Origin of the sequence: Providencia sp., assembly GCF_052096715.1 — a bacterium.
In the GTDB taxonomy this organism is placed as follows: Bacteria; Pseudomonadota; Gammaproteobacteria; order Enterobacterales; family Enterobacteriaceae; genus Providencia.
On the sequence record NZ_JBQDNB010000005.1, the window covers coordinates 23178 to 42839 of the forward strand.

Consider the following 19662-nt stretch of genomic DNA (forward strand, 5'->3'; position numbering starts at 1 on the left):
ATTACTATTACTGATTATTAAGTAATTTATTATTTAGTCGTTGGTGCCGCAGGCGCTAACTGAATTGCTTGTTCTTGAGTCACAACGTCACCTACAGTAGGGGGAATTGGCTGTGACTGCGGCCACAATGCTTTGCTAAATTTTTGACGAATTTGTTCTGCATCCATGGTCTGTTTTTCTTTAGGCTGCGCCAACACAAAAGCCGCTTCCTGAGACAATAACCGTCGAACATCCATATTGACCTGTTCAAGGTTCTGCGATGCCAAAAATACTTGTCTTAGACTTTGGTACTGTTCTGGTGCGATATCAACCACCCCATTTTGCTGGGAAATTAAACGCTGGCTGATCAACACATCCGTGCTAGTACGTGCATAAGCGGCAAACAGTTGTGATAACTGAACTTGTTTTTCTTTGATCATCTCATCAAACAGTTCAGGTGCGATGCCATTTTGATTGATAGTGACCAATTCATTCAAGACCACGTCCGTAACCGCAGCCATTTTTTCTGGTGGCGCTGTTATAGTAAGCGTACAACTGGCTTTTTGGTATTGCACCCTGCAATCTAGCCCCGGTACGACTTCATCTTGACTAAATTTTTGGTTAAACGTTTTTTGCAATGAGCGGTATACCGCCTCACGAGCGAGATCACTACCCCAATAACGCAATAGCACTGAGGAATCATTGATTGGCAACCAATCAATATCCCAAATCAATGAAAGCGTATCTTTAGTTTGTCTATCTTGTAGCATATCTATTGATTGAGGCTTAACCGCAGAGAGCACAGCAACAGAAACAGGCTCTGAACGCCGACCTTCTAGAGAAGAAAAGGTCTGTGAAATACTGTCTGATAACATACGTGAATCAACATGGCCTGCGACATATAATGTCATCACATCTGGTGTATACCATTTCTTGTAAAATGAATTCACACTTGCTAAATCAATATTATCATTTACTTTTTGGCCCGGATCATATCCCATCATTGCTGAACCTTTTAAGCGCGCACGCCAAACAGGATCACTCGCATCCAAAGGTAAGGTCGCAACAGGAAGATTAGGAATATTTAGACCATTATGTAACGAGGTTTCAGTATAAGTTGCCCCAGCCACTGAAGTTGCAAGCCAACTAAGCGCCTGCTTTACTAACTCAGGTTTGTTATTAGGTAAACTTAAACTATAAATAGTGTAATCATATGAAACAACCGCTGGCGGAATAGGCATATCAGGATCAGCGGCCTGACGCCAAAAATCTTGTAGTACGGCGGCTGGAAATGCATCTGTTTGATGATACAGTGCCATTTTAGGGATCAAATAACTGTAACCCTTTTCACTGGCTTTTTCAGTCAGTGAGCCTGTTTTGATTGCTAACCTAAGTTGAACACGATCATTTGGGCGCTGTGGTGTTTGTAATAATTGCCAGCTAAAGCCATTTTCTAGCTTTCCTTGCTGCCATGCTGGATCAGGTTGTAATGCCTCAGCACTGGCGAAACCAGTAACTGACAATAATACAACGCTGATGATATACCGAAAGTTCAAGCCCTGCATGTAGACCCCTATGTGTTTTTACTCTTACATTTAACCGTAAATTGTGGTGGATAAATTAACTAAAAACGCGAATTTATCAGGTTAAATGAGATAGCTTGGCTTCATCAGATTTTACCATTATCGACAATACCATTATTAACAATACCCTAGACGATTCAAGTTACATTTCAACGATAACAACTGTCACAATAGCGTTCAATAATTTTCAGCGACTAGCTTGGTTGGTCCCTAGCCTCTATGTTTATAATAAAACAACTATATGTATCATTAACGTCATGTGACAAAAAGAAAATGGGTATATAACGATATTAGACCATAAAGATTAGTGCATGTTCATGGCTTAGTCTGAATTTTGTTTTTTTATTTGACGGTTATAGCCTTTTGTTAATAACCCTAGCTCATCATCTTGATGATAATCAGATACATCCAAGCTTTTTACGTTATTACCCGTCTGTAACTCAATGGCTATTTTTCGTAGCGGCCTGATGATCATTCGACTTACACACCATGTCATTGCAATCGCAATAATCAGTACTAACAATAAATATGTTGTTGTCATTAACGCAAGTGTATTAAGCGCAAATCGATATACTCGGTTTGAATCTACCTGCAAGGTCAAATACCCTTGTGGCTTAGCATGAGGTGCTACATTACCATATGCATACAATGGTACGGTCATTTCAACAGGAAGACTGAGAAATGTAACAGCCCAATCAGGAATAGGCCGAGGGGTTGCGAAACTTAAATTCATTACAGTTGCATTATCAACCGTAATCATCGCTTTACCCATAATACCTGACGTTTTCAAACTGATGAGCAATCTTTTCGTTTCATTTAAGTCGGAACTCAGTAACGAATCCGTTAACGGTTTCTGAATTTGAACCACCGTATTACTTAATTGATTCAAGTAGTCTTGCTTACGTTGTTCTAATAAATAGCTAAATTGAATAGCTAAAAAAAGTGCGAGAAAAAGTAGCGTAATCACAAAGAATACGATCATACTTTTTAACGTTAGTGAGCGTTGGACTCGGGTGTTCATTTGGCCGCAACCTTTCTAATCAAGAGCATCTTTTTAAAGAAAACGAAATACGGCAGCCAGTATACTTGATTTTGTAAGCAAAGGAGCAATTTAAAAAGAAAGATTGAATATTTCAGATAAGATACATATTAATGGCTAACAATCACAAAAATCGAATAAACAAACGGCAGAAACATCGAATTTTCTGCCGTTTGTGCTTTCTAGGCCACACCTACTGTGTGTTTTCCATCAATATCGACAGCTTTTTCATCTTCATCAACAGCAAAGCAAGCTATCAATTGCCCATTATATTCCTTTAAAGTTGGCTGGAATTGAGTACATTGAGCAAAAGCTCTACGACAACGCGCAGCAAAAGCACATCCTGGTGGCGGGTTTAAAGGACTAGGCAATTCACCAGTCAGCTTGATCCTTTCTCGTCTTAGATCAGGGTTAAGCCTTGGTGTCGCCGATAAAAGTGCTTGAGTATAAGGATGCAGCGGATTATTAAAAATCTGCTCTTTGGTCCCTTTTTCCACACAACGACCTAAATACATCACCATCACATCATCTGCAATATGCTCTACTACAGATAAATCATGTGAGATAAATACATATGAAAGGCCTAAGTCCTGTTGCAAATCCATCATTAAATTAAGAACTTGAGCACGAACAGAGACATCCAAAGCCGAAACTGGCTCATCTGCGACCACAATATCAGGATCTAACATTAAGCCACGTGCAATTGCAATACGCTGGCGTTGTCCTCCCGAAAACATATGTGGATAGCGGTTATAATGTTCTGTCTTAAGCCCGACTTTCGCCATCATTGATAAAACTTTATCTTTACGCTGCTCTTTCGATAACGTTGTATTAATCGACAAAGGTTCTTCGAGTATTTGGCCCACTTTTTTCCGTGGATTCAAAGAGCCATAAGGATTTTGAAATACAATTTGTATTTTCTGGCGGCGTAACTTTTCCGCAGATTTATCTTTTATCAGTAGATTTTGACCTAGATAAGAGAGCTCACCTTCAGACGGAACTTCAATCATAGTCAGTAAACGGCCCAGTGTTGATTTTCCACAACCTGATTCACCGACAACCGCTAAAGTTTTACCTTTTTCTAATTCAAATGAAACGCCATCCAGTGCTTTAAGGGTTCTCTCATTTGAAAACAAGCCCCCTTTGACTGAATAATATTTTTTTAAATCAACCGCTTTTAACAAAGGCGTGTGTTGTTTTTCACTCATAGCGTTGGCCTCCCCAGATCATCCAGTGGCATATGACATTTCACCTGACGATTACCGATAGTCTGTAACACCGGCTCTTCTTGGCGACAACGATCCGTTGCATAAGGGCAACGAGGATTTAATAAACAACCGAATGGCCTATCATATTTACCGGGAACGACGCCTGGTAATGAAGCCAGTCGTGATTTATTCGTTGCAAACTCAGGTAACGCACGTAAAAGTGCTTGGGTATATGGATGACGAGGGTGTTTAAAGATATCAGTCGCTTTCGCGGATTCAACCACCTGACCTGCGTACATAACAATAATATGATGCGCCGCTTCGGACACTAATGCGAGGTCATGGGTAATCAGCACTAACGCCATATTTTCTTGCTGTTGTAGTTCAAGCAAGAGTTCAATAATTTGAGCCTGAATAGTCACATCTAACGCAGTCGTTGGTTCATCAGCTATCAACAATTTTGGTCGACAAGCAATTGCCATTGCAATCATGACTCGTTGGCTCATGCCGCCCGATAATTGATGCGGATAAACATCAAGACGTGATTGCGGATCAGGAATTCCCACCATATCAAGTAAATCTATAGTACGCTGTTTACGTGTACTTTTGTTACCACCTTGGTGGACCTTCAGCGCCTCCATGATTTGATAACCCACCGTAAAACAAGGGTTCAAACTCGTCATGGGGTCTTGGAAAATCATCGCAACATCCGCACCAACAATTTGTCTGCGTTCTTTTTCAGGAATAGAGAGTAAATCACGCCCATCAAACTGCAACGACTGCGCCATAACTTTTCCGGGATAATCAATTAGGCCCATAATCGCAAGAGAGCTAACCGATTTACCTGAACCTGACTCGCCAACAATACCAACAACTTGTCCTTTTTCAACGCTATAGCTGATGCGATCAACGGCGCGAAACGCTGAACCTTCATCACCGAAATGTACTGAGAGTTGTTCTACATTTAACAATGCCATTAGATTACCTCATCACTGCTTGAGTTTTGGATCAAATGCATCGCGTAAACCATCACCCATCAGGTTAAACGCTAATACAGTCAATAAAATTGCCACTCCTGGGAATGTCACTACCCACCAAGCGCTCTGTGCGAATTGCAATACATCAGAGAGCATCGTTCCCCATTCAGGAGTTGGTGGCTGTGCGCCCATACCCAAGAAACCCAAAGCAGCCATATCTAAAATGGCATTTGAAAAACCTAATGATGCTTGAACAATTAATGGTGCAAGACAGTTAGGTAAAATATTGATGAACATTTGACGCGTAGCGCTTGCTCCTGCTACACGGGAAGCCGTGACATAGTCGCGGGTGACCTCCACCAAAACGGCAGCACGGGTCAAGCGAATATAATGGGGCAATGCGACAAATGTCAGTGCAATGGAGGCGTTAACGATTGAGGGACCAAAAATAGCCACCAGCACCAATGCGAGCAATAAACTCGGCAGTGCTAGCATGATATCAACAATACGCATGATGATAGCATCAACAACGCCGCCAAAATAACCCGCTATAACACCGAAAGTAACTCCCATAATTAATGAGAGAACCACAACTAAACAGCCCACTAAGAGTGATAATCGCGCACCATACATTAAGCGTGACAACATATCGCGGCCAATATCATCAGTACCTAAAATAAATTGCCAGCTCCCACCATCTTGCCAAACCGGAGGAGTCAGTAAAAAATCACGGAATTGCTCATCTGGTGCATGAGGAGCCAAAACTCCAGCAAAAATGGCAATCAGTACCATTAGGATGATATAAAACATCCCAACAACGGCACCTTTGTTACGTTTAAAATAATGCCAAAATTCATGTAATGGCGTCATCGGCTGTGGGGCGCTGACAACAGTAGGCTCGGTAGATTGAGACATTTTAGCGCTCCTTATTTTTTATGACGAATACGTGGGTTGACGATGCCATACAGTACATCAACCACTAAGTTAACAAGAATAATCAGTGTCGCGACAAGTAAAACACCGCCCTGAACAACAGGATAATCACGTCGCTGTAATCCTTCTATCAACCAGCGCCCAAGTCCTGGCCATGAAAAAATTGTCTCAGTTAAGATAGCGCCGGCAAGCATCACGCCAACCTGCAATCCAATAACCGTAACGACAGGCAATAATGCATTGCGTAGTGCATGAATTAAAATGACTCGGGCACGACTAACGCCTTTCGCTCTCGCGGTGCGAATATAATCCTCTCCCAACACTTCCAACATAGCTGAACGAGTCATACGCACAATGACGGCTAACGGTATTGTCCCAAGCACAATCGCAGGCAAGATCAGATGCATAACCGCATCCATGAAGTCGCCATCTTCCCCCCAAATTAGGGTATCAATTAACATAAAGCCAGTGAGTGGATGTGAATCATCGAGGAAAACAGTATCACTAACCCTTCCCGCCACTGGCGTGAGGTCTAGCTGTACCGATACCAACATGATAAGCATAATCCCCCACCAGAAAATCGGCATTGAATAGCCCGTTAAGGAAATGCCAATCGCGGTATGATCAAAAATAGAACCACGTTTTACTGCCGCCAGTACCCCGACAGGGATCCCTACCGATACAGCAAAAATCATTGCGCAGGTGGCTAATTCCATAGTGGCAAGAAAGCGGGGTAAAAATTCTTCCCAAACACCAATGCGGCTTTTCAAGGAAATACCTAAATCGCCATGAAATATCCCATTAATATAATGGAGATATTGCTGCCATAGTGGTTGATCAAGCCCTAGCTCAGCCATTAGATAGGCGTGTCTTTCAGGGGATAGCCCCCTTTCACCTGCCATTATCATCACAGGATCGCCCGGGATCATGTGGACAAAAGCAAACGTCAATAATGTAATACCGATAAACGTGGGGATCACGAGCCCCAAGCGTCGAAGGATAAATTGCAACATATCCTGAATCTCTTTAATAATGCCGTTGACGGCTCTTAGTCCGTTTGGCTACTCAGAAAAAATGCTCTGAGTGCTCACAAATAACTGAACCTTCCTGTTTCTTCTAATATTTAGATTTTGCTAAATATTCTAGATTTTCTAAACATTAAAGAAGAAAACGCCCTTCGCCACGAGATCGCAGTGAAGGGCAGATACAGATTAGAAACGATTATTTCTCGATATCTACGTTTTCAAAGTGATGTTTACCCAGTGGATCAACCACATAGCCTTTCACTTCTTTACGCACTGGTTCAAACACGGTTGAGTGCGCGATGATCAGCGCTGGCGCTTGCTCATTCATAACCACTTGAGCCTGCTTGTACAGTTCAACACGTTTATCATGGTCTGCGGTCATACGTGCAGGTTGAATCAAGTTTTCAAAACTTTGATTACACCATTTCGAATAGTTAGAACCTTGTTTCTTAGCGGCGCAACTAAATAAGGTAGCGAAGAAATTATCAGGATCACCATTATCACCCGTCCAGCCCATCATAACGGTTTGTGGTTCACCATCTTTCGCACGCTTGAGGTATTCACCCCACTCATAACTCACAACTTTCGATTTAACACCAATTTTCGCCCAGTCAGCTTGGATCATTTCAGCCATTCTGCGCGCATTTGGGTTATACGGGCGTTGTACTGGCATTGCCCATAAATCAATCTCAAAACCTTCTGGGAAGCCTGCTTCTGCCAGTAATGCTTTTGCTTTTTCAGGATTATATTCATAATCCTTAACTGCGTCGTTGTAACCCCACATAGTTGGTGGAATTAGATTTTTCGCTTTTTGACCAGCACCTTGATAAACCGCATCAATAATGGCGTCTTTATTCACCGCCATAGACAATGCTTGGCGAACTTTTTGATTATCCAGCGGTTTCTTCTCAACGTTATAAGAGAGATAACCTACGTTCAAACCAGGCTGTTCCAACAAAGTAATATCTTTATCTTTTCTCATACGCTCCAAGTCTGCCGGATTTGGATATGGCATAACTTGGCACTCATTTTTCTGCAATTTTGCGTAACGAACCGAAGCATCAGGTGTAATTGAGAATACTAAACGATCAAGTTTAGGCTTAGTTCCCCAATATTCTTTGTTTGCTTTATAAAGAATACGCGAGTCTTTTTGATATTGTTGTAACTCAAAAGGACCTGTTCCAATTGGGTTAAGGTCGACTTTCTCTGGGGTTCCGGCTTTCAACATTTGGTCAGCATATTCAGCTGAAAGAATAGAAGCGAAATCCATTGCCATATCTGCTAAGAATGGCGATTCTGGGCGTGTCAGGGTAATACGAACCGTGTTATCATCAACTTTATCAACTTTATCAATGATTTTATCCATATCCATACCCATAAAATACTCATAGCTTCCGCCTGAAACTTTATGATACGGATGATTTGGATCTTTCTGACGCATGAATGTATAGATTATATCATCAGCATTCAAATCACGACTTGGTTTGAACTCTTTATTCGAGTGCCATTTAACCCCTTTGCGTAGATGGAAAGTATAAACTTTACCATCATCACTCACATCCCAGCTTTCAGCTAAACCAGGTTCAATTTCCGTCGTTCCTAATTTAAATTCAACTAAGCGGTTATATAGTGGAATTGAACTTGCATCATAAGTTGTACCAGAGGTAAATAATTGTGGATTAAAACCTTCTGGAGAACCTTCTGAACAATAAACCAATGTTTTAGCTTGTACTGATGCAGAAACCGCCAACGCAGCAAGCGTTAAACTAACGGTTAATAGACCTGTCTTTTTAAGAGAGCGCGTCATCTATATGCTCCTGTGGTGTTCATGTTGTTTTTGCTTGATGTTTACATCCATCATTCAAGAGACAGATATAACATCTGTATTTTTTGTTATTCATTGTGCAATTAATCAACTGTCATCCACTTCGTCAATAGCATCACACACTACCTCAACATGTTTTTTGCAACATATTAGAAACAATTACCATCATAATTTAGGTTAATATATCACTATTAATGTTGATAAGCAGAGGTTATACCCATAAAATGTGTAATGATTAGTATTTTATAGTGAGGTGATTTATTTTTATATTTGTGATTAAGTGCTGAATTACTGAACGAAAATAGCGTTTTATCCAAATAGCTACAATATAAAATTCTGAAGCGAAACTATATTGAAACTATTTTCCTATGTTAGTATTTAGTTTGTTTTTTATTCACATAGAAATGATATTGGTGCTAATAGCTAACAAAAATTTAACCAGTCGATAGCTTCATAAATAACGTCATTTCTATTGATTTATCTTACAGCCTAAAAGTTTATAAATGAGAACCTGCTTACTTAGCATAATCTTAATGATAATTTAGCAACGATAGAATATATAAAATATTATCGACTAGTAGCCAAAACTCAATTCTACACCTCCACTAAATTGGTTTTTTCTCATACTCTCAGTTTTCCAGACTGGCGATTCGACAAAGAAATGGTAAGCAACAGACTCTAGCCATCCCCGAGTACCGGCTCTAACACCAAGCAATAAATTCTCATGCCAAAATCCCGCTCTATCATTTGAAGTTGTACCCAAATCTAAGGATGTATAAAGCTGGGTGCCTTTCCAAGGTGTCACCCAGCCCAATTCATTCTTTAGTGTTAAATTGTTATCCCCCATATTAAAATCATCCTCTGAATTGCCGAAACCACTCAGACCAAATTTTCCAATCAAAATCCCTTGCTCCAATAAGTTATCAAGTTTTGAACGGCTTAATTGAACTTCCATTTTATGTTGATGATAAATAGGTTGTTTAAACCACAACGCCGAACGTTGAGTGGCAATAGAAAGCTGATATATTTGAGGCTTATCTAACCCCGTAATTTGGTGTGCATTAGCACCAAACCAATCCGTACCCTGTTTATAATTTAACGACAATGTAAGATGACCTTGAGAGAAATCAATTTGATGCTCCAACCCTAACATGACGTAACTTGCCAGACGTCCTTGTGTCTTTAAACGTTGATGAGATAAAAAAGTATCTAATGTCTGTACCTGAGAACCAAAACTCAATGTTGTCAGAGAGTTCTGCATTCGTCGTATTATATATTTCGCATCCAACGATAATATGCGGCTACGTTGCTCCAGCAATAACACAGTTTCATCGATTGAATCTTTACTTTGGCTTTCTTGATAACCACCATAAGTGGAAAACAACCAATATTGGTACGGTAATGAATAAAAAAATCCAACTGATATTGCGTTACTATTTATCCCTTTATTATTTGTCTCTTTAGTAAAATCATGGCTAATATCCGTATAAAAAAAATCATTTAACAACAATGGATTTGCCAACATGAAAATGTTACCAACTGAGTTATTCAATGAACCATCTAATTTCAATGACTCAATAGAAAACAAACCTTTAAATGCCCTTTCTTTAGTGCGTTCAACAATTAACTGAGTTTCATTATCGTCTGGTACTAAATAAATATTATAAGGAATAAGAGACGTATTTTGTAAATTGTACAATCCTTGCTCTACAAGCCTTAAGTTAAATACTTGACCATTCGCAACGGGAAAAGCATTTGATAATGACCTATCACCATGAGCGGTATCTTGATAAGTAATATTTGCAACTCTCCCTGCCACTAACGTGGCTTTTAATACCCCGAATGAAAAGCTCTGTTCAGGATAAAATAAATAAGATGTAGCATAACCAGCCTGTTCTAGCTCTGAAGTGATCAACTCCGCGTAATCTATCAGAGCACTGTCATTCACACATTTACCTTCAATTAACCGTTTCCATTCATTTATACGCTTTGGCTCTATAAGGTTAAACAGGGCAACACCTTCTATATGAACCTGCCTAACAGTAATGCAGGGCTGTACATCGGATGGATTCAATGAGGAAGGAAGCTTTGATGCATAGCTATCACTATGAGCTTGGACTATAGGTGTTATGGACAAAAATAGCCCAAGAAACAACATAAGAGAAAGTGCAAATCCTACACTGTATTTTGGTTTCATTAACGAGTCCTTGTAATGAAAATCCTTTAATTTGCTTTGGTATAAACTCAAAGAAAAATAAGAATTTATAACAGCAAAAAGACCATGCAATACGATTAATGACATTAACGCCACAAACCGTTATCTCAACAGATCACAGCTATTATGTGCAAGGAAACTTACTCTGAAAAATGAGAAGGAGGAATAGAACAAAGTTAGAAAGGCTAAAACGAAAAAACCCACCTCAATGAGGTGGGCTTAGGAATTTGGTCGGCGAGAGAGGATTCGAACCTCCGACCCACTGGTCCCAAACCAGTTGCGCTACCAAGCTGCGCTACTCGCCGAAAACGGTGTGAATAATACTGCCGAGCGCTGAGTTCGTCAACCCATTTTTATCTAATTCAGTTCGTCTGCTGATAAAACCATCAAAACGGTAAGGTTTCTTAGCAAATTCGTCTATTTTGGCAAAAAAATAAGCGCTAACAATTGTTTAGCGCTTATTTTAAATAATCCTATTTGCACTTAAAAAAGAATCAAATAGTTAATTATTGCAATAAAGAGATGTCCGCAACTTTTAAGAATAGTTCTCGCAGTTGGCTCAGCAATGTTAAGCGGTTAATACGTACCGCTTGATCCTCATCCATAACCATCACACTTGCAAAAAACTCATCAACAACATCACGTAAAGAAGCCAACTCAGACAATGCTTCTTGATAATTTCTATCAGCAAACATTGGAGCTAGTTTTTCTTGTAATACCACTACATGAGTCGCAAGCTTAACTTCTTCTGGCATTTTAAGAACGGATGCTAAAACGCTATCACCTAATTTTTCATCAGATTTGCTAAGAATATTAGATACACGCTTGTTAGCGGCCGCTAATGCTTGTGCTTCATCTAAAGAACGGAAGTGAGACACAGCCTTAACTCGAGCATCAAAATCGGCTGGTTGTGTTGGACGGCGAGCCAATACCGCTTGAATAGTATCGATACTAAAGCCAAGCTCTTGGTACCAAGATCGGAAACGACCAAGCATAAACTCAACAACATCGTTGACTACATTTTCATTGGTTAGCTTATCGCCATACAGACGAGCAGCTTCTTGTGTCATTTCAACAAGATCAAGCTGATAATCTTTTTCAACGATAATACGCAGAACACCCAGTGCAGCTCGACGCAAAGCAAACGGGTCTTTATCCCCTTTAGGGTGCTGACCAATACCGAAAATACCGGCAAGCGTATCCATTTTTTCAGCGAGCGCAAGAGCCGCAGATACATCAGTAGAAGGCAGTTCATCACCAGCAAAACGCGGTTGGTATTGTTCTTTTAGCGCTAATGCAACATCTTCTGACTCACCGTCATGGCGTGCATAATGCATCCCCATAACACCTTGAGTATCAGTAAACTCAAAAACCATATTAGTCATCAAGTCACATTTAGCTAATAAACCCGCACGAGTAGCATGATTAACATCTGCACCTATTTTGCCTGCAATCCAGCCTGCTAATGCTTCTAAACGATTAGTTTTATCACGCAGCGTACCTAGTTGTTTTTGGAATAAAACAGTTTCTAAGCGCGGTAAATTATCTTCTAAGCGGTGTTTACGATCGGACTTAAAGAAAAACTCAGCATCTGCTAAACGCGGACGCACAACTTTTTCATTCCCCGAAATAATTTGCTGAGGATCAGAAGATTCAATATTAGTCACAAAGATAAAGTTAGGCATTAATTTGCCTGCATTATCATAAACAGGGAAATATTTCTGATCGCCTTTCATTGTATAAACTAAGGCTTCTGAAGGAACTTCTAAAAATTTCTCTTCAAATTTAGCGGTTAATACAACAGGCCATTCAACTAATGAAGCCACTTCTTCAAGCAGACTACTTGTTAAATCTGCTTTACCACCTAATGCTGCAGCCGCTTTTTCGGCACCTGCTTTAATAATTGCTTTACGTTCTTCATAGTCAGCAATGACTTTACCGCGCTCACGCAGTATCGTTGGGTATTGCTCAGCGTTATCAATAGTAAATTCAGCTTCACCCATAAAACGGTGACCGCGGATTGTACGGCCGCTCTTAATACCAAGAATTTCGCCTTCAACGACATCACTACCAAGAAGCAACGTGACCGTATGAACAGGGCGCACGAATTGGGTTTCTTTATCTCCCCAACGCATTAATTTTGGAATAGGCAGCTTCGCAAGAGAGCGGCTCACCATATCAATCAATAATTCACTGACTGATTGGCCTTTCATTTGAGCACGATAAAGTAACCATTCACCTTTATCTGTCGTCAAACGTTCTGCTTGATCAACCGTAATTCCACAACCACGCGCCCAGCCTTCAGCAGCTTTAGTCGGTTGACCATCAGCCCCAAAAGCCTGCGAAATTGCAGGTCCGCGTTTTTCAACTTCGCGATCCGGTTGAGAAGATGCTAAATCAGCCACTTTTAATGCTAAACGGCGAGGAGCGGCAAACCAGCTGACTGAACCATGGGCAATATCAGCGCTATCAAGTTCAGATGTAAAATTTACGGCAAATGATTCGGCTAATGAACGAAGAGCCTTCGGCGGTAACTCTTCTGTGCCGATTTCCACAAGGAAAGTCTGTTGAGTCATGACAGCCTCTTAATTCTTATGACACATAGGGAATCCAAGCGCTTCGCGAGAAGCATAATAAGCTTCAGCAACCCCTTTAGTAAGGGTACGAATGCGTAAAATATAGCGCTGGCGTTCTGTGACTGAAATAGCCTTACGGGCATCCAGTAAGTTAAAAGTATGAGCGGCTTTCAATATGCGTTCATAGGCAGGAAGTGGCAAAGGCGACTCCAAGGCCAGCAGATATTGTGCTTCTTTTTCATACTCATCAAAGCATGTAAATAAGAAATCTACATTAGCATATTCAAAGTTATAGGTGGATTGCTCAACTTCGTTTTGATGATAGATATCACCATACGTTGTTTTACCCAATGGGCCATCGCACCAAACAAGGTCATATACACTGTCAACGCCTTGGATATACATCGCCAAACGCTCAAGACCATAAGTGATTTCGCCCGTGACAGGCTTACATTCAAGGCCACCGACCTGTTGGAAATACGTAAATTGAGTGACTTCCATACCATTTAGCCACACTTCCCAACCCAACCCCCAAGCACCTAGCGTTGGATTTTCCCAGTTATCCTCAACAAAACGGATATCATGTACGGTTGGGTCAACACCGAGCTCTTTTAAGGAACCAAGATAGAGCTCTTGGATGTTGTCTGGAGATGGCTTGATGATCACCTGAAATTGATAATAATGCTGTAGGCGATTTGGATTTTCACCATAGCGACCATCAGTAGGTCGGCGAGAAGGCTGAACATAAGCCGCAGCAATAGGCTCAGGGCCTAGTGCACGTAAACATGTCATTGGGTGAGAAGTGCCTGCGCCGACTTCCATGTCCAGTGGTTGAACAATGGTACAGCCTTGACGCGCCCAATAGTCCTGTAATGTCAGGATAAGACCTTGGAAGGTTTTGGTATCAAACTTTTGCATGTTAGATCCGCACGCGATACGTTAAATTATAGGAAGTACGCCAGTATACCCTTTGACCGCTAGATATACAGCACCCAATCTGTCTGTATTTATTCTAAAAATAAAAAAAAATTCTATTCTCTCTTTTAAACTGGTTATTTATACAGTATAAATATTCTAAATATTGAAGCAAACATATCAGATAAAAAAAAGGATGAAAAATGGATACGTCACTCACTCGCTGCCAATGGGTAAACCAAGACCCTGATTATATCGCCTATCATGATAAAGAATGGGGAAAGCCCAATAGAGATAACCAACATTTATTTGAAATGATCTGCTTAGAAGGCCAACAAGCGGGGTTATCTTGGTACACAATTTTAAAAAAACGCCAAGGCTATCGTGAGCTATTTTATCACTTTGATCCTGAACGTATTTCAACTATGGATGAAGCCGATGTTGAACGCCTTATGCAAGACCCACGGATCATTCGACACAGACCAAAAATTAATGCAATCATCGCAAATGCTAAGGCTTATCTAAACATGGCTGAAAATGGTGAAGACTTCGCAACTTTTATCTGGAGTTTCGTTAATCATCAACCCATCATTAACAATTGGACAGAATCTTCTCAAATTCCGGCTGAAACAGATCTTTCTAAAGACTTATCTAAAGCACTCAAAAAACGGGGGTTCAAATTTGTAGGATCAATCACTTGTTACGCATTTATGCAGGCAACTGGTCTGATAAATGACCATTTGGTTAATTGTTGTCAATTTAAATAAATCAGTATTTATGGATGAACCAATACTCATAATAAGAGAAACACTCTACTATTAATTAAAATATCAATCCAAAAAACCAATTCATAAAGATTAGTTGGTCATTTGTTTCATATAGGCACATAAATGAGCTATTGAACTCTGGTGCCCGGCAGGGTATGTTTAAAATTCCATTAACAATCTAATAAACATATGTGAATAAATGAGATGATATTTTCTAAATTTGGTAATAAATTCGCTAAAAATTCAGGGATTTCACTGTTGATGAAAGACTTGAATGAAGGCATAAGAACTCCTGGCGCTATTATGCTTGGTGGTGGTAATCCTGCTCACATTCCTGAAATGGATAAATACTTCCAAACTTTGTTAGCTGAGATGTGTGAAAATGGTCAATTAACAGACACTCTATGTAACTATGATGGTCCACAGGGCAAAGATGCCATGTTGAAAGCGCTAGCGGCAACTCTAAACGCAAAACTAGGCTGGAATATCAGTGCGAAAAATATCGCACTAACCAACGGTAGCCAAAGTGCGTTTTTCTATCTATTTAACTTGCTTGCTGGTCGCTTTGAAGATGGTATCACCCGTAAAGTTCTATTTCCTCTAGCCCCTGAATATGTTGGCTACGCTGACTCAGGGCTAGATGGCGACCTTTTTGTCGCTAACAAGCCGCAAATTGAATTTTTACCTAATGGCCAATTTAAATATCGCGTCGATTTTAATACATTAGAAGTTACTGATGATATTGGCGTTATTTGCGTCTCTCGCCCAACGAATCCAACAGGTAATGTCATCACAGATGAAGAGGTTGAACACTTAGATCAACTCGCTAAACAGCATAATATTCCTTTACTGCTTGATAATGCTTACGGTGTCCCTTTCCCTGGTATTATTTTTAGCGATGCGACACCCTTTTGGAATGAAAACGTTATTCTATGCATGAGCTTATCGAAGCTTGGCCTACCCGGCTCTCGTTGCGGAATAATTATTGCTAACGAAGAAATTATTGAAGCGGTGAGTAATATAAATGGAATTATCAGCCTCGCACCCGGTGGTATCGGCCCCGCATTAGCACTTGAAATGCTTAAGCGAGATGACTTATTTGCGCTCTCCAAAAATGTAATTGGACCGTTTTATAAACAACGCGTTGAAGAAGCAATTCAAATTATTCGTCGTTATATACCTGAAGATAAATGCCTTATTCACAAACCTGAAGGCGCTATCTTCTTGTGGTTATGGTTTAAAGATTTGCCAATTAGTTGCCTAGAACTTTATCAGCGCTTGAAAAAACGTGGCGTTTTGATGGTGCCAGGGCATTATTTTTTCCCTGGAATCGAAGAAGATTGGCCACATGCACACCAATGTATGCGCATGAATTATGTACCTGAACCCGAAAAAATTGAGCAGGGCATTAAAATACTGGCAGAAGAACTTGAAAAGGCATATCAAACAGTTCCCTGCTAACTTGCTGTTTTGAATGCCATTATTTATTATCGCTATTAAGTAATAAATTTTAAATAATGGCGACTAAGTAATAGGCCTTAAACAATAGGTTCTAAACAAAATACCTGAATAACAAACAAAAAAAGCCCTTTCATAAAGAAAGGGCAAAAATTAGCGAGAACTCCGTAATTGAAATCAAATGTTTCTTTCAATACGAATATCATTCAGGTCTATTAAAACACTATTTTCATATCGTCATTGCTTGAACAAGCGTGCTTTTTAGCGCTATATGTCCTAATACTATTCGAATAACACTGATGAAATTGAATACAGAAGCACATATATTTTCAATATTTATGTTTTAAATACGAAAAATTTTAAATTATTGAAATAATATAAGTTAGCAAAACCAAAAAAAAATTATATAAAACAATAAGCTCCCTGTTTTTAACAGAGAGCTTTTATTTTTATTTCTAGATTATCATATGGTCCAAAATAATATGGCAAGCAATTGAGGGGAGATTATTCGCAAGAACATCGCTAGAGGATAAACGGTTGCATAAGACAATGCAGGGGCACCACTTGTTGGATGTATATTATTAGCGAATGCAAGAGCAGGAGGGTCTGTCATTGAACCCGCGAGTACACCACATAAGCTCAAGTAATTCATTTTGCCAAACACTCGTGCCACAACACCCGTAATAAACAACGGAATAAATGTGATAAGCAAACCATAGCCAATCCAAGTTAACCCATCACCTTTTATTAAGGTATCAATAAAATCACCACCAGAGTTTAATCCAACCACAGCAAGGAACATCACAATACCGAGCTCTCTCAAAGCAAGGTTAGCACTTGGTGGCATAAACCAATAAAGTCTTCCAATAGTACCAATACGTCCTAAGATCAGCGCAATAACAAGCGGACCTCCTGCAAGCCCAAGCTTTAACGCTGCGGGGAAACCGGGTACAAATACTGGAATTGATCCTAAAACAACCCCCAACCCAATACCAATAAAAACTGGCAACATTTGGACTTGTTGTAGTTTTTGTTTTGCGTTTCCAAGCAAAGCTGTAACCGCTTCGATAGATTCAGGACGACCGACAATATTGAGAATGTCCCCAAATTGCAAAATAGAATTATTATTTGCAACTAGATCAATACCTGTACGATTTAAGCGAGTGACAACCACATCATATTTTTGTTTAAGATTAAGATCCTTTAACCGCTTACTTAAGACCTTATCATTAGTCACAACAACGCGTACCGAATGCAGCACAGGACTAGAGGTCGATAATGATGCATCAACTTCTTCACCTAAGATCAAACGTACTTTATTCAAATCTTCTTTTTGCCCAACAACATGGAGTAAATCACCTAAATGAATTTCAGAAGTAGGCTGTGGCACCATCAATGTCTCACCACGTTTTAATCTTGAACAAACAATTTCCTCACTACCTAATAGAGGAATGTCCTGCATCATCAATCCGTCTAAATTTGCATTTCGAACAGCAATATTCATTGTTTGCAACGTATCCCGCTGCTGAAAATTAGCACTGTTAAATGTCGAGGCTTCCTTATCGACTGCAATCCTAAAAATAACACGGACAAGCCACATCACCAGTAGAATCCCACAGATACCCATCGGATAAGCCATGGCATAGCCCATCCCCATTTGGCCTACGAGGTTAGGATCAGAACCTAAATCAGTTAAAATTTGCTGACCAGCACCTAAAGATGGCGTATTAGTTACAGCTCCAGAGAAAATACCTAAAATAATCGGAAGTGGAATATTTGAAATTTTATAGATAATCGCAGTAACAACAGCGCCTAACACGACAATCATCAACGCAAAACCATTAAGCTTTAAGCCAGATACGCGTAGGGATGAGAAAAAACCGGGGCCAACCTGAATACCAATAGTGTAAACAAATAGTATCAGGCCAAATTCTTGAATAAAATGCAGCATATCTTTATTAAGCTGCAAACCATAACTTTGAGAGAAGTGGCCAACAATGATCCCGCCAAATAAAACGCCTCCAATCCCCAGTCCGACATTACGGATCTTCCAGTTACCAATCCATAAACCCAGTGCGGCAGCCAACGCCAACAAACTCACAGTAAGAGCCAATTCACTCATAGACCGCTATCCTTTTGACGACAAGTTACCCAAAAAACAAAAATAAAATCGATGACAAAACATACAACTGAATCGATTATGCCAAATAGGAATAGAGTAATATGTGCAATAGAGCACAGTTCAAGACTAATTAATGAGTTAATACTGTCGAACTTTCTAATTGATAACAAATAACGACCTAATTAACCTCTATTCATTAACTTTATTCACAACTATCTGGATTTAATACAGCAAATGAACAATTAGCAATATTCTATGTTCAAATAATAGTACAACACTGTGATTGTGAATTTTTTGTTTTTCGTTATGATAAACAACTGTTAGAAATCACAATCTAAATACAGGCTGAAAAATGATATGCCGAATTTAATTTTTGTAAAATTATTCGCTCTTATGACTCCATTTATATTATGTGGATGCTCAAGCATTATGACACATGCGGGACCAACAGAAGGTTATTATCCTGGCTCTAAAAACAGTATTAAAATGATTAAAGATGAAGAAACCGGCTGGGTTGTTAAACCGTTGCTAGCTATCGATTTACCATTTTCAATGGTCATGGATACGCTTTTAATTCCCCTCGATTATGCAAAATCAGATAATAACTCAAGCGCTGACTCACCCAAAAAACGAATTGAAGAGCTTGATAAAAAAGAAAAAAGTCATGAACATGTCACAACGAATATTACAGAACAATAACTAAAATATATAATCTAGCTCATTCATATATTTTCATACACTATTTTGTATTGAGTTTTAATTAATACTAATAAATAAAATTTTAATAATTGATGTTTCATATAATTCACGCAGTATATAACCATCATTTATAGGTGGCTTTCATCTACTCATTATCAAATTTAACTCAATAAAATTACTTTTCTTAAGATATAAATTCAATAAAACAATACACTTAGTTTATAGTCGACTTTAGTCGTTATAAACCCATTCAATGCATTTATTTATAATTTATGAAAATTTTATAGTCATTTGATTAAATCTTTCGAGATAAAATATAACGAATAGAAAAATGAAGCATA

General features: G+C 39.4%; 14 protein-coding genes and 1 tRNA gene. 3 read left to right on the forward strand and 12 right to left on the reverse strand.

Annotated elements, in window-relative coordinates:
* Positions 1-29: 29 nt before the first annotated feature.
* The 11 genes from ACTH6U_RS05805 to glyQ form a co-directional block, all read right to left on the reverse strand.
* The gene (locus ACTH6U_RS05805; protein WP_434720280.1) at positions 30-1544 is read right to left on the reverse strand and encodes an insulinase family protein; all 1515 of its coding nucleotides are present in this window, start codon (positions 1542-1544) and stop codon (positions 30-32) included.
* A gap of 340 nt (positions 1545-1884) precedes the next feature.
* The gene (locus ACTH6U_RS05810) at positions 1885-2583 is read right to left on the reverse strand and encodes a HAMP domain-containing protein (protein WP_294107155.1); all 699 of its coding nucleotides are present in this window, start codon (positions 2581-2583) and stop codon (positions 1885-1887) included.
* Between the two features lie 200 nt (positions 2584-2783).
* Positions 2784-3809 carry a dipeptide ABC transporter ATP-binding subunit DppF gene (dppF, locus tag ACTH6U_RS05815; protein WP_294107154.1) on the reverse strand — a complete coding sequence of 342 codons (1026 nt, stop codon included), beginning with the start codon at positions 3807-3809 and terminating at the stop codon, positions 2784-2786.
* Complete coding sequence (dppD, locus tag ACTH6U_RS05820) at positions 3806-4786, reverse strand: dipeptide ABC transporter ATP-binding protein (RefSeq protein WP_336430750.1); 981 nt, start codon at positions 4784-4786, stop codon at positions 3806-3808. The genes dppF and dppD overlap by 4 nt, the downstream gene beginning before the upstream one ends.
* Positions 4787-4798: 12 nt before the next feature.
* Positions 4799-5701: a dipeptide ABC transporter permease DppC gene (gene dppC, locus ACTH6U_RS05825; RefSeq protein WP_336430748.1), complete on the reverse strand. Its 903-nt coding sequence runs from the start codon at positions 5699-5701 to the stop codon at positions 4799-4801.
* Positions 5702-5712: 11 nt separating this feature from the next.
* Positions 5713-6732 (reverse strand): dipeptide ABC transporter permease DppB, encoded by a 1020-nt coding sequence (gene dppB, locus ACTH6U_RS05830; RefSeq protein ID WP_434720283.1) that lies wholly within the window; start codon positions 6730-6732, stop codon positions 5713-5715.
* A gap of 208 nt (positions 6733-6940) precedes the next feature.
* On the reverse strand, positions 6941-8551 hold the full coding sequence (gene dppA, locus ACTH6U_RS05835) for a dipeptide ABC transporter periplasmic-binding protein DppA (protein ID WP_441831800.1): 1611 nt from the start codon (positions 8549-8551) through the stop codon (positions 6941-6943).
* 592 nt (positions 8552-9143) lie between these two features.
* Positions 9144-10766, reverse strand: coding sequence for a ShlB/FhaC/HecB family hemolysin secretion/activation protein (locus ACTH6U_RS05840; RefSeq protein WP_441831801.1), 1623 nt, complete (start codon positions 10764-10766; stop codon positions 9144-9146).
* A 246-nt stretch (positions 10767-11012) separates the two neighbouring features.
* A tRNA-Pro gene (locus ACTH6U_RS05845) sits at positions 11013-11089 on the reverse strand.
* Between the two features lie 201 nt (positions 11090-11290).
* The gene (gene glyS, locus ACTH6U_RS05850; RefSeq protein ID WP_294107150.1) at positions 11291-13360 is read right to left on the reverse strand and encodes a glycine--tRNA ligase subunit beta; all 2070 of its coding nucleotides are present in this window, start codon (positions 13358-13360) and stop codon (positions 11291-11293) included.
* A 9-nt stretch (positions 13361-13369) separates the two neighbouring features.
* Positions 13370-14278 (reverse strand): glycine--tRNA ligase subunit alpha, encoded by a 909-nt coding sequence (gene glyQ / locus ACTH6U_RS05855; RefSeq protein ID WP_434720287.1) that lies wholly within the window; start codon positions 14276-14278, stop codon positions 13370-13372.
* Between the two features lie 200 nt (positions 14279-14478).
* Between glyQ and ACTH6U_RS05860 the strand changes: the two genes are divergently transcribed.
* A complete protein-coding gene (locus tag ACTH6U_RS05860; RefSeq protein WP_294107148.1) occupies positions 14479-15042 on the forward strand; it encodes a DNA-3-methyladenine glycosylase I in 564 nt (187 codons plus the stop codon).
* Positions 15043-15246: 204 nt separating this feature from the next.
* Entirely contained in the window at positions 15247-16503 is a 1257-nt protein-coding gene (locus ACTH6U_RS05865) for a valine--pyruvate transaminase (protein WP_441831802.1), read from the forward strand.
* A 460-nt stretch (positions 16504-16963) separates the two neighbouring features.
* Here ACTH6U_RS05865 and ACTH6U_RS05870 read toward each other — a convergent pair whose 3' ends face one another.
* Positions 16964-18622: a putative transporter gene (locus ACTH6U_RS05870; protein WP_336430737.1), complete on the reverse strand. Its 1659-nt coding sequence runs from the start codon at positions 18620-18622 to the stop codon at positions 16964-16966.
* A 429-nt stretch (positions 18623-19051) separates the two neighbouring features.
* Between ACTH6U_RS05870 and ACTH6U_RS05875 the strand changes: the two genes are divergently transcribed.
* Positions 19052-19321 carry a YceK/YidQ family lipoprotein gene (locus tag ACTH6U_RS05875; protein ID WP_434720289.1) on the forward strand — a complete coding sequence of 90 codons (270 nt, stop codon included), beginning with the start codon at positions 19052-19054 and terminating at the stop codon, positions 19319-19321.
* Positions 19322-19662 lie beyond the last annotated feature (341 nt).